General features: G+C 70.6%; 13 protein-coding genes and 1 tRNA gene. 11 read left to right on the forward strand and 3 right to left on the reverse strand.

The genetic code is table 11. From position 1 onward, the window contains the following. Nucleotides 1–2: 2 nt before the first annotated feature. The 10 genes from ACFQ6N_RS18795 (at nucleotide 3) to ACFQ6N_RS18840 (ending at nucleotide 8,842) form a co-directional block, all read left to right on the forward strand. Nucleotides 3–1,205 carry a metallophosphoesterase gene (locus ACFQ6N_RS18795; RefSeq protein WP_380650214.1) on the forward strand — a complete coding sequence of 401 codons (1,203 nt, stop codon included), beginning with the start codon at nucleotides 3–5 and terminating at the stop codon, nucleotides 1,203–1,205. After that, on the forward strand, nucleotides 1,202–2,005 hold the full coding sequence (locus ACFQ6N_RS18800) for a TauD/TfdA family dioxygenase (RefSeq protein WP_380650215.1): 804 nt from the start codon (nucleotides 1,202–1,204) through the stop codon (nucleotides 2,003–2,005). The genes ACFQ6N_RS18795 and ACFQ6N_RS18800 overlap by 4 nt, the downstream gene beginning before the upstream one ends. Continuing rightward, nucleotides 2,002–2,559, forward strand: a complete 558-nt coding sequence (locus ACFQ6N_RS18805) for a deoxycytidine deaminase (RefSeq protein ID WP_380650216.1) — start codon at nucleotides 2,002–2,004, stop codon at nucleotides 2,557–2,559. Before ACFQ6N_RS18800 ends, ACFQ6N_RS18805 begins: the two co-directional genes overlap by 4 nt. Then, nucleotides 2,556–3,116, forward strand: a complete 561-nt coding sequence (locus ACFQ6N_RS18810; RefSeq protein ID WP_380650217.1) for a dCTP deaminase — start codon at nucleotides 2,556–2,558, stop codon at nucleotides 3,114–3,116. Before ACFQ6N_RS18805 ends, ACFQ6N_RS18810 begins: the two co-directional genes overlap by 4 nt. Further along, a complete protein-coding gene (locus ACFQ6N_RS18815; RefSeq protein WP_380650218.1) occupies nucleotides 3,100–3,798 on the forward strand; it encodes a PIG-L deacetylase family protein in 699 nt (232 codons plus the stop codon). Before ACFQ6N_RS18810 ends, ACFQ6N_RS18815 begins: the two co-directional genes overlap by 17 nt. Beyond that, nucleotides 3,795–4,541: a WbqC family protein gene (locus tag ACFQ6N_RS18820; RefSeq protein WP_380650219.1), complete on the forward strand. Its 747-nt coding sequence runs from the start codon at nucleotides 3,795–3,797 to the stop codon at nucleotides 4,539–4,541. Before ACFQ6N_RS18815 ends, ACFQ6N_RS18820 begins: the two co-directional genes overlap by 4 nt. Continuing rightward, entirely contained in the window at nucleotides 4,538–5,650 is a 1,113-nt protein-coding gene (locus ACFQ6N_RS18825) for a glycosyltransferase family 4 protein (RefSeq protein WP_380650220.1), read from the forward strand. The genes ACFQ6N_RS18820 and ACFQ6N_RS18825 overlap by 4 nt, the downstream gene beginning before the upstream one ends. Continuing rightward, nucleotides 5,647–7,311, forward strand: coding sequence for a proline--tRNA ligase (locus ACFQ6N_RS18830; RefSeq protein ID WP_380650221.1), 1,665 nt, complete (start codon nucleotides 5,647–5,649; stop codon nucleotides 7,309–7,311). The genes ACFQ6N_RS18825 and ACFQ6N_RS18830 overlap by 4 nt, the downstream gene beginning before the upstream one ends. Before the next feature lie 144 nt (nucleotides 7,312–7,455). After that, nucleotides 7,456–7,530: transfer RNA gene (locus tag ACFQ6N_RS18835), tRNA-Thr, on the forward strand. 217 nt (nucleotides 7,531–7,747) lie between these two features. Further along, nucleotides 7,748–8,842: a glycosyltransferase gene (locus tag ACFQ6N_RS18840; protein WP_380650222.1), complete on the forward strand. Its 1,095-nt coding sequence runs from the start codon at nucleotides 7,748–7,750 to the stop codon at nucleotides 8,840–8,842. 17 nt (nucleotides 8,843–8,859) lie between these two features. Here ACFQ6N_RS18840 and ACFQ6N_RS18845 read toward each other — a convergent pair whose 3' ends face one another. The 3 genes from ACFQ6N_RS18845 to ACFQ6N_RS18855 form a co-directional block, all read right to left on the reverse strand. Continuing rightward, nucleotides 8,860–9,225: an HIT domain-containing protein gene (locus ACFQ6N_RS18845; RefSeq protein WP_380650223.1), complete on the reverse strand. Its 366-nt coding sequence runs from the start codon at nucleotides 9,223–9,225 to the stop codon at nucleotides 8,860–8,862. 253 nt (nucleotides 9,226–9,478) lie between these two features. After that, nucleotides 9,479–9,670, reverse strand: a complete 192-nt coding sequence (locus ACFQ6N_RS18850) for a hypothetical protein (protein WP_380650224.1) — start codon at nucleotides 9,668–9,670, stop codon at nucleotides 9,479–9,481. Between the two features lie 18 nt (nucleotides 9,671–9,688). After that, the gene (locus tag ACFQ6N_RS18855) at nucleotides 9,689–10,207 is read right to left on the reverse strand and encodes a GNAT family N-acetyltransferase (protein WP_380650225.1); all 519 of its coding nucleotides are present in this window, start codon (nucleotides 10,205–10,207) and stop codon (nucleotides 9,689–9,691) included. A gap of 451 nt (nucleotides 10,208–10,658) precedes the next feature. Between ACFQ6N_RS18855 and ACFQ6N_RS18860 the strand changes: the two genes are divergently transcribed. Continuing rightward, nucleotides 10,659–11,516 carry a methyltransferase domain-containing protein gene (locus ACFQ6N_RS18860; RefSeq protein WP_380650226.1) on the forward strand — a complete coding sequence of 286 codons (858 nt, stop codon included), beginning with the start codon at nucleotides 10,659–10,661 and terminating at the stop codon, nucleotides 11,514–11,516. Nucleotides 11,517–11,519: the final 3 nt, after the last annotated feature.

Below are 11,519 nucleotides of genomic sequence, written 5' to 3' on the forward strand. Positions count from 1 at the left end.
GCGTGGACCGGGACTTGGCCTTCAACACCGTGACGGTGGCGGCGACGGGCTGCTTCCACTCGGCGGTACCGGACGGCACGGGGATGCTCGCCGCCGTCCAGGCGCTGCGCGAGCAGGGCGCGCTGGTCGTGGACATCGGCGACTTCTTCGGTGGCAGTGCCTTCCACGAGTACTCCCGGGGGCGCACGGAGGAGCGGCTGCTGGCCGACCTCTACGACGCGGTGGTACCCGGCAACCACGACCTGGCCGACCTGGTGCGGCTGGACGAGCCCGACCGCTTCCCCCCGGTGGTGTGCGCGAACCTGATGCCGCCGCCGGCCTTCGCCGGGCGGTGGGAGCGGGGCCTGCTCCTGGAAGCGGCCGGTCGGTGCATCGGGATCGTGGGAGTGCTCGGGGCCCAGGCGTTCCGGGCAGTGCCGTCCGCCGAGCGCGCCGGGTTCGTGTTCGAGGAGCCGACCGCCGCCCTGCTGGCCGTCGAGCGGGACCGGCTGCTGGAGGCGGGCGCCGAGGTGGTGCTCGGGCTGAGCCACAGCGGCTTCGAGAGCGACGTGGCGCTCCAACTCTCCGACGGGCCGCTGGACATCATGGTGGCCGGGCACTGCCACAGCCCGATGGGCCACTGGGCGCTCCCGCCGCGGTACGTGGCCAAGCCGCCGGAGTGCGGTGCCGGCCTGCTGCGGATCGACCTCGGCCCGGCAGGGCCCTCGTTCACCGTCGACTACACGGGCGGCCGTGAGGTCGCGCGCGGGTCGGTCCCGGGCTACGTGCGGGAAACCGTCGGCGCGTTCCGGGCCTGGGGAAGCACGGCGATCGGACAGCTTGCCGTCCCGATGGACGACCGGCGCCAGCTCGCCGAGCTGCTGGCCGAGCGGGGCCGGTGCGCGGCCGGGACCGACGCCTTCGTGCTCAACCTCGCCACCCTGCGCACCGGGCTGCCCCGGCACGTCGACCGGCAGGCGCTAGTGGCCGCCTCGCCCTTCGATGCCGAGCTGGTCGTCCTCGACGGCCCGCACACGGCCGGGCAGATCGCCGCCCTGGCCGAGGGCCTGGGCGAGACCCCTGTCACCGCCGGGGCCACCCCCGACAGGGGCGCCGTCGCCACCACGGGCTACTTGGCCGACCGTCTCGGCCTGCCGGCCAGCCCGCTCGACCCGCCGCGTACCTTGCGCGGCCTGCTCACCGACTACGTCAAGGAGGGGTCATGACCATGCAGTCGCTGCCCGCATCCGTGTTCCTCGACGGCCCTGTCGCACCGCACGGCTTCGCCGAGCACGTCACCGGCGAGGGCGACGGTCGCGTCCTGGTCGAGTTCGACCCTGCCGATCACCGCCTCAACCAGGAACTCGCGCTCTCCCTGTTGTCCGCGCTCGGTCCCGTCCTGGCCGTCTACCCGGCCGACGGCTGCTGGAGCAGCCTCAAGGTCCGCACCGAGGCCGACCCGGGCCGCACGCACGGCACCGGGGAGAACCGGCTGCACGTCGACCTCGTCGACCGCGACCTCATCCCGCGCTACATCGCGCTGTACTGCGAGCGCGACGACCCGGCCGGCGGCGGGGCCTCGGCCCTGGCCGACCTGTGGGCCGCCGCCGCCGAACTCGGCGACGCCGAACGGTCGCTGCTCCAGCAGCCGGTGTTCTCCTACTGGACCGACGAGGGCGTGCACGGCGTCGGACAGGGACTGGAGCGTTTCGCGGTCCTGCCCGAGCAGATGGAGCCCGGCCTGCCGGTCCGGTTCACCAGCAAGATGCACCCGCACCTGCTGAACGGCGAGCTCGTCGACGGCACCGACACCGCCCGGCAGCAGACGGCGACCGCGTTCGGCGCGCTGGCCGACGCCGCGCTGCACCACCGCACCACGGTCAGGCTCCTCCCCGGGCAGCTGCTGGTCTTCGACCAGCTGCGCTGGGCCCACGGCCGGATGCCGCTCGGCGAAGGTCAGGAAGCGATCGAGCCCGGCCAGCGCCGGCTGCTGCGGCAGACCTATGTGCAGGGCGGAACGCGGTGATCCTCACCGGCCCCGCCATCGCCGAAGCGGTGAAGGCCGGCCACATCACCATCGCCCCGTTCCTGCCGCAGCACACGAACCCCAACAGCCACGGCTACCGGCTCGGGGACACCCTCAAGGTGTTCACCCGCACGCCCGTCGACCCCCGCACCAGCCCGCCGACCCGGACCATCACGATCCCGGCCCGCGGCTACCGGCTGCGGCCCGGCCGGGTCTACCTCGGCTCCACCGTCGAGCGCATCGGCTCCGACCACTACGTCACCAGCCTGATCGGCCGCTCCTCCGTCGGCCGCCTCGGGCTGTTCACCCAGATCAGCGCCGACCTCGCCCAGCTCGGTGCGGTCCACCAGTGGACGCTGGAAATCGTCGTCACCCAACCGCTCAGGGTGTACGCGGGCATGGTCATCGGCCAGGTGTCCTTCTGGGACGCGGTCGGCGACCACATTCCGTACGCCGGGTACTACGGCACCCTCAGCGACCCCTCCCCGTTCGCTCCCCACGCCCTGGCTGGCGGCGGTGCCGCCGGCCCCTCTGCGGAGGTGAACGCCGCGTGATCCTCACCGGCCCCCAGATCGAAGGGGAGGTCAAGGAGGGGCGGATCACCATCAGCCCCTTCGACACCGCTCTCCTGAGCCCCAACTCCTACGACTTCCACCTCAGTTCGGACATCGGCTGGTACCGGCGGCGCTGGTGGGGAGGCCGCACCCTCGACTGCCGCCGCCCCAACCGGTTCGTGCGCTCCACTATCCCCGAGGAGGGCATGGTCCTGCGCCCCGGCCGGATCTACCTCGCCTCCACCGCCGAGACGATCGGATCCGAGCACTACGTGCCGATCATCCGGGCCCGCTCCTCCACCGCCCGCACCGGCCTGTTCGTCCACTGCACCGCCGACCTGATCGACCTCGGGTCGCTCGGCCGCCTGACGCTGCAGTTCCACGCCGTGCAGCCGGTCCGGGTCTACCCCGGCCAGCGCATCGGCCAGGTGACCTTCTGGGTGCCCACCGGCCGCCGGGAGCTGTACCGCGGCAAGTACCAGGGCAGCGTTTTGCCCGAACCGTCGCAGATCTGGCGCGACTTCCAGGAGGAGGACGCCCGTGGCGCCGCCGCGTGAGCACGTCGTCGCGGTGGTCGCGCACCCCGACGACGCCGAGTTGATGTGCTACGGCACCCTGCGCCGCTACCGGGAGCACGGCGCGGCGGTCACCGTCGTCGTCGTCACCACCGGAGTCAACGGCGTCTCCCTCGCCGACCGCGACCGAGGCGTCAGCCTCACCGACCAGGAACGGGCGGCCGAATCCGCGGCCTCCTACGACGGCAGCGGGATCGACCTGCTGCTCCTGGGCTTCACCGACGGCGCCCTGGTGCCCGACCGCCAGTTGGTCTCCGGCATCGAGGCGGAACTCGTGCGCCTCGGCTGCACCGTCCTGATCACCCACAGCCTGCACGCCGGCCCCGACCACCAGGACCACCTCGCCGTCGCCCAGGCCGCCGTCAACGCCGCGACCCGCGTCGGCACCTGCACCACGATCCTGCACGGCCAACCCCACGCCCCCCGTGGCGACTTCCACCCCACCGTGCTGGTCGACATCACCGACCTGCTCCCCGACAAGGTCAAGGCCCTCTCGGAGCACCAGAGCCAGGCCGGCCGCTGGTACCTCGGCGGGGAGTACACCCGCCACCGCGCCGCCGACGCCGGCTGGACTCTCGCCCCGGCCCGCGCGGCCGACGGTCACCGCTTCGAGGCGTTCGAGACCTCCCTCATTACCCTGTTCACCCGCGAGGAGGCCCGGTGAAGCACCGGCTCTACATCGAGCAGCCGCCGTTCGCGCCGTGGCTCGGCTTCTGCGAGGCCCTGTTCGCGTGCCGGACCGTCGCCCTGTACGACGACGTGCAGTTCGAGGACGGCGGCTTCCAGAACCGCAACCGGATCAAGACCCCTGACGGCGTCCAGTGGCTGACCGTCCCGGTGCTCAAGCACAACGGCCAGCTGATCAAGGACGTGCGGATCGCCGACACCTTCGACCCGCAGGGCATGCTCCGCAGGATGCGGCTGGCCTACGGCCGCAGCCGCCACCTCGACGAGGTGCTGCAGGTCCTCGCCCCGCCGGTCACCGCAGGGCACCGGTGGCTGCTCGACCTCAACCTCGATCTGACCACCGGCCTGGCCACCGCCCTCGGCGCGCCCGCCGAACTCACCCTCACCTCCCGTCTCCCGATCGAGCCGACGGCGGACCGCACCGGGCGGATCGTCCGGATCTGCCGCGCGGCCGGGGCCGACGAGCTGTGGGCCGGCTCCGGAACCCGCGGCTACCTGGACCCCGCCGACCTCTCCGCCTCCGGCATCGCCGTCACCTGGAACGAGTACCTGCCCCGTCACCCGGCCTACCAGCAGGCATGGCCGCAGCAGGGGTTCACGCCGAACCTGTCCGTCCTCGATACGGCCAGCGCGATCGGCTGGGCCGGGACCTCCGCCCTGCTGCGCTCCGGCCTCGCCACCTACCTCGACTCCCTCCAACAGGAAGGACAGCCCGCATGAACAGGATGCAGATCACCACCGGCATCGACCTGCCGCTGGAGCCCTCCTGCGGCTCCATGATCTTCTGCTCCGACCTGTACGGAGAGATGGCCGACCGCGCCCGCACCTCGTTCCTCGCGCTCCCACCCGCCGACCCCACCTGGCGGCACGGCTTCGAGGAGACCGTGCTCGCCACCGCCGCCAAGGCGCCCTACGGCCCCGGCTTCGACGCCTACGTCGACGCCCTCACCACCGAGGTCCGCCGCCATCTGGACCAGGCCCGCCCGGACGCCATCCACGCCCAGCACCTCGGCTTCGGTCTCGCCCTCGCCTTCGTCCGCGCCGCCCACGGCATTCCGGTCGTGGCCATCGCCCACGGCACCGACGTCATCGCCGCCGACGCCGACCCGCTCGCCCGCGACGTCCTCACCGAGATCGTCGCGGGCGCGACCACCATCGTCGCCCCGAACACCGCCCTCGCCGAGAGGATCGGCGACCTGACCGGCCACCGCTACAGCGACAAGACAGCCCTCGTCCCCTGGGGCATCCCACTCGCCCGCGCCGCCAGGCCCCTGCGTCCCACCCACACCCACACGCTCCGACTGCTGCACGCCGGCCGCCTGGACGCCAACAAGTGCACCCGCACCGCCATCGAGGCGATGGCCCTCACGCGCGACCGGCACGAACTCACCGTCATCGGCAGCGGCCCCGAGCAGGACGCCCTCCGGCAGCGGACCCGAGAGCTCGGGCTGAGCGACCGCGTCCGCTTCTCGCCGTTCCAGCCCCGCGAAGCGCTGTGGGACCGGTTCGCGGACTTCGACGGCTTCCTATTCACCACCTCCGGCCTCGAAGCCTTCGGCCTGGTGGCCATCGAGGCCCAGGCCCACGGACTCCCCGTCATCTACTCCGACGTCGCCGGCATGAACCAGACCCTCGGAGCCGCCGGCCTGCCCTACACCCCTGGCGACGCCGCCCAGCTCGCCGAGGCGATCGACAAGTTCGCCGCCGACCACTCGCTGCGCGCCGGCCTCAGCACCTCGGGCCTGGCCAACGCCTCCTGCTACGACATCGTCCACAGCGCCCACCGGCTCACCAACGTCACCCGCGCCGCGATCGGAGCCGCCGCATGAGCCCCACTCCGATCTACACCTCACGCCTGTTCCCCGCCCCCCGCCCGCGCACCATCGACCCCGCCGCCCCGACCTCGGAGCTGCTCGAACACCTCGGCCTCGTCGGCCGGACCGACGCCGCTGGCGTGCACACCCTTCTCCCGCTCGGCCTTCGTGTGCGCGACCAACTCGACCGCATCACCCAGAACGCCTTCGAGCACCACGGCTTCAACACCGTCGCCCTGCCCACCCTCCAGAGCCGGGGCCTGTGGGAGGAATCCGGTCGGTGGAAGGTCTACACCGACGAAGGCGCCCTGATCACCACCCGCGTCGGCGGCACCGACATGTGCCTGGCTCCGACCTCCGAGGAGATGGCCGTCGCCACCGTCCGGCAGCACCTGCGCTCCCACCGCGACCTGCCTGTGCGCCTGGCCCTCAACACCACCAAGTTCCGCGACGAGGTGTCACCCCGAGGCGGCCTCATGCGCGGACGCGAGTTCACCATGGCCGACGCCTACACCTTCGACGCCACCCACGACGGCATGCAGGAATCGATCGGCCTGCTCAACCGGGCCTGTACCGACGCCCTCACCGGTATCGGCCTCCACGGCGTCTTCCAGACCCCCGCGGACGGCGGCGCTATCTCCGCCGGCCCGACCACCGAGCACCTGGTGCTCGCCGACTTCGGGCAGAGCAGCATCCTCGCCTGCGACCACTGCGGCCACCGGGGCGACGGCGCCGTCCTCAGCGCCGCCTTCCCCGACACCGCCCCCAGCAGCGAACCCATCGTCAACGTCATCACCTTCGCCGTCACCCACCCGGACGGCACCACCCGGCCCATCGCGGTCTGCATCCGATCCGACCTGACCGTCAGCGTCCGCAAGCTCACCGTCGCCCTCGGCCCCGGCAAGCAGGTCGAACTCCTCGACGCCGCCGCGCTGCCCGACCTCCTCGGTAAGGCCGCCGGCACCCTCACCCCCTGGGACTGCCCCAGGGTCACCGTCATCCACGACCACTCCGTCAGCGCCCTCGACCGCTTCACCATCGCAGGCGACCCGGACGGCCTGCGCCCCGGCGCGTCGTGGTCCGGCGCCCCCGGTCTGCCCCCGCTCACCCTGAACCCGGCCGATGTTCACGCCGCCGCAGACGGCCTCAACTGCGGGCGCTGCACCCACGGCTGCTACCGCAGCACCGAAGCCGTCGAAGTCGCCCACGTCTTCGAACTCGGCACCCAGTACTCCCGCAAGATGCGCCTCAACTTCACCGGCGACGACGGCACCCCGCACACCCCGCTCATGGGCTGCTCCGGTATCGGACTCACCCGCTGCATCCAGACGCTGGCCGGCGTCCACCGGGACGGCAAGGGCCTGCGCTGGAAGACGGGAGTGGGACCCGCCGACGTCCACCTCGTCGTCTTGCGCTCCGACCTGACCGAGCAGCAGCAGCGCACCGCCCGCACGGCCCAACAGCTCCACCGCCTCGGCCTGCGGCTCCTCGTCGACGACCGCCCTCTACCCGCCGGAGAGAAATTCCACTACGCCCAGGCGCTGGGCATTCCCCTCGCCCTCGTGCTCTCCCCCCGGCACACCGACGCCGAGCTGGAGGTCGTGGACCGCTGGACCGGCCGCCAGCGCCCGATCGCGGCCGACGACCTCCACACCCTGCAGAGGATCAGCGTCTGACCTGACAGCGACCATACGGCGAGTTCCGGCATCGGAACGAGAAGGACCCGATGCCGGAATTCGCCATGCCCGAATTCAATTCCACAAGCCTGCAAATTCGGCATTGACCGGCCCTTCATGAATCCGATAACGTTCTCAACGCCACGGGCTGGAGCTCATTGGAAAGAGCGCGGCATAAGTGTTGCCGAGGAGCTGGTTCGAATCCAGCCAGCCCGACCACCGCATCCACCTCTCGCAACGCCCGTTGTTCGATGGGCGTCGCCCCGGAGCCGTGGCCTGGGCGCGCCTGGCCGCCCGCCGCCCCGAGGGTACAGCCGCCGTCCGCGTTTCATTTTCGATTCCATTCCGAGCCTGCCGGGCAATTCGGGCGGAAGTGCCGGACCGCCGCTTTCTGCCCCTAGGTGAAATCAATCGAAATCCTGCTACGCTGAGCCCCGTGAACCTGAAGATTGGAATCACCGGAGGCGCGAGCGCCGGCCATGTCGTTCCCGCTTTGGCGGTCGCCGCAGAACTGCGGCGTGCGGAATGCGAACTCGTGTATTTCGGCCGCGCCGGCAGCATCGAGGCCGACCTCGCGACGAACGCCGGGATTCGGCTGGCAGCCGTCCCGGCCGCCGGACTGCAGCGCTTCCGCTCCTGGAGCAACATCACCATGCCGCTGACCGTCGCCCGCGGGGTGTTCGCGGCCTGGCGGGCCATGGGGCGAGAGCGGCCCGACGTCGTCTTCTCCAAGGGAAGTTACGTGTCGGTACCGGTCGGGATCGCCGCGTGGCTGCACCGCATCCCCCTCGCCATCCACGAGTCCGACCACACCCTCGGCCTGGCGAACCGGATCCTCGCCCGCTTCGCAACGACGGTGTTCCTCGCCGAGGACACCCCCGGCCTACCGCGGTGGCTGCGGCGCAAGGCAGTGGTCACCGGGCTGCCGCTGCGCGACGACCTCGCAGACGGCCGGCCCGAGGCCCTCCGCGCCCACCTCGGCGTCCCAGCCAACCCCCCGGTCCTGCTCGTCTTCTGCGGGAGCAGCGGATCGCAGCGCGTCAACGAGGCGGTCCGCCGCCAACTCTCCGGCCTCACCCGGCACTTCTCCGTGGTCCACATCTGCGGTCGTGGCAACCTCGACCCGGCCCTGTCCTCAGTCACCGGCTACTGGCAGCTGGAGTACCTGCACGACGACATGGTGGACGCCCTCTGGCTCGCCGACCTCGTCATCGGCCGGGCCGGTGCCACCACGCTCGCCGAACTGGAAGCACTGTCCAAGCCCGCCGTGCTGGTCCCGCTGCCGGCCTCCGTCAGCCGCGGCGACCAGCTCGACAACGCAGAGGCGTACGCGCATCGTGCCACCTGCGTCGTCGTCGCCGACGAGGAGATGGCCGATGGGGAGCCCCTCCTGCACGCCTGCGAGCAGCTGCTGACCGCACTGGGTGGCGCTCGACGCCACCCCGACCCCGACGCCGTCCACCGCACCGCGAGGAACATCGCGGCCAGGACGATCGGCCTCGCCCGCCGGCGACGCCGTCACGCCCACTGAGCTGTCGGCGGGCTGCCTCAGGCCAGGCCCTCCGGCAGCCCGCCGCGGAACAGCACGTGCCAGTGCATGTGCTTCGATTCCTGGTACGCGCCCTCGTTCGTCACTACGCACGCCGCGCCGTACTCCGCCCGCACCTTCGCCGCAACCTTCCGAACCACCCGGAGAACGTCCGCGAGCTCCTCCTCAGTGCCGTCGCCGAGGTCCACCAGCGACGGGATGTGCCGCTTTGGGACGACCACGATGTGCACCGGGTAGCTCGGCCTTGTGTGCTCGAACGCGAGCACCATGTCGGTATCCTCCACCACCTTCACCGGCGTGCGACCGTTCAACGCCTCGTTGCAGTAGAAGTCCGAAACCGTTGTCGGCGCGGTCGGAGTCGTCACAGTGCACCTGTCCCTATGGCTCTGCGGTGGCAGCTCGGCCAGGGAAGTGCCAGAGGTCACCGCAGCCGTTGAAGTTGACCAACCAGCCACCCAGGGTACCGCGCAGCCTGACGCTCACTCACCCCTGCCAAAATGCCACGACAATTGGACCATTTCACCGGCGCAGCCTGCGAGCGGTGCCGCCATACCGCGCGGTCCGTGTTCATGTTCCAGTGCTGCTGGCGCTGCCACGCCACGCCCCCGGGCGACGCCCTCAGCCCCTCCAACCGGTCTGAGAGTTGAGGACATCGGCTGCCCACCGGTAGTGGCCGGTCTCACGGATGTGCAGGTCCTGCTTCGGGTAGAGGTCGCAGGAGAGCAGGGCGATCAGCTGGAGGTAGTCGGCCAGCCCGGCATCGACCAGGTGAGGGCAAGCACACCGGCGCCGGCGACGCTCGGCGTCCACTACCTGCGATGTGACAACTCACCTCGAACGTAGGTCGAGTGCGTACCGCAGCTCGGGAATGGTGAAGCCTCTGATGATTTCTTCGCGGACGACGCCGTCGGTACACCAACCGTGCCGTTCATAGAGCCTGCGCGCGCGGGCATTGCCGGTGAGCACCCAAAGAGTCGCCTTGTCGAACCCGTCGCGGCGCAGGACGTCGTGAGCTGCTCGTACGAGATTGGATGCCACGCCGTTCCCCCATTGTTGCGGTGCCACGTTCAGCGCCCAGAGCTCTCCCGCACCGTCCGCGTCCGCATCGCGACCAGGACCGACGTGCGCGAAGCCCAGTGGAGTTCCGCTCACCTCAGCGACCAAGATCTTCTCTCTGGGGCCACGGTCCCTACTCAAGGTCAGTTGCCACGTTGCCGTGCGACGCTCCAGCGTCGTCGCGTCGAGCAGGCCCTGCGGCATGAGACCGACATACCCGACAAGCCAAGCATCAAGGTGCACTCGGGCCAGCGCTGGACCGTCGTCGACGACCGCATCTCGGATCAGCATGTTGAAGTCCTTCCGGTCCGGGGCCTGCCCCTTCGCAAGGCGGGCATCGCGACTCAGCAGCGCCCAGCCGCCGTCAGATGGAGATGATTGATCACCGAGTCCGTGCCGATCAGGTCGCCAGGATCACGCGGGCGCCAGCGTCTCGTAATCTTGCCAGCCCTCCACACTCTCCTCGTGGACGCCATGGGCGCCCTGCCCTGGCGCTCCCAGCACTGACCGCCGGACCAGCTCGGGTGGGCAGGCTGCCCTGAGAGCTCGAATGACCTGCACGACCGCCGAAATGAGGCCGCCCACATCGCCGAGGCAGTCCATATGCATGCGAGCCCTGTCGCACTCCGAGGATCGATTCTTGCTCGAGAGGACGTCATCCGATTTGTAACATATTGTCTAAATAGCGTCGCTAGCGCTGCCGCCACGGCTCCAGCGCGTGTCACGGGAGAGGGGTCGTGCCGTGTCGGACAGCGCCGAGGCGATCCACAATCGGCTTGCCGAGCTCGCCGCTCCGACAGCCAGTAGCCGGGTCATCGACCTGGGATGCGGCGCCGGACCGACGCTTCTGGCGCTGAGCCGGGTGGCCCCCGAGGCCGCGCTGGTCGGCATCGACCGGTCTGACGAATTCCTTCAACGAGCACGGCAGGGTCTCCAGGGACACCGCGGCCCCGTCATGGCTGTCGCCGCGGACCTTCGGACCCTACTGCCGTGCGGGGACGCAAGCGCAGATGTCGTCCTGTCGTACAACACCGTCGAGTGCCTGCCGGACCCGGAGCAGCTGCTGGCAGAGGTCGCTCGGGTTCTTCGGCCAGGCGGGCGGGCGGTCCTTGCGCACGTCGACTTCGATTCTCTGGTGATCGCCGGCGCGGATGCGGACCTTGATCGGCGGGTCTGTCACGCTTTCGCGGATGACGTGCAGAGCTGGATGGATCACGCGGATGGGCGGATCGGCCGCAAGCTGGGGCTGCTCCTCGCACGGAGTGCACTCAGGCTGGTGAGCGTCGAACCGCTGTTGACGTGGTCGACCGAACTGTCGGGACACGCGGAGGCCCGGATCGGAGAGATCCGAAAGGCGCTGTTGTCCGCAGACAAGCATGGTCGCGGCACGGTCAGTGCGGCTGAGGTGGAGAAGTGGTATGCGGCGGTGCAGGAGGCGGATCACCTAGGCGGGTTTTTCTTCTCCGAGCTGGCCTTCATCGCGGTCGCCGAGCGCCCGAGCGATGGGCGCCTGGCTGGCGGCACCGCCCCGGCGGCTCGCGATGGCGTCCTGCCCGGGCATGAGGACCGGTGGGTGTCGGGGCATTCCGCCGCCGCATGACGG

The organism is Kitasatospora sp. NPDC056446, from assembly GCF_042796115.1.
GTDB lineage: Bacteria > Actinomycetota > Actinomycetes > Streptomycetales > Streptomycetaceae > Kitasatospora.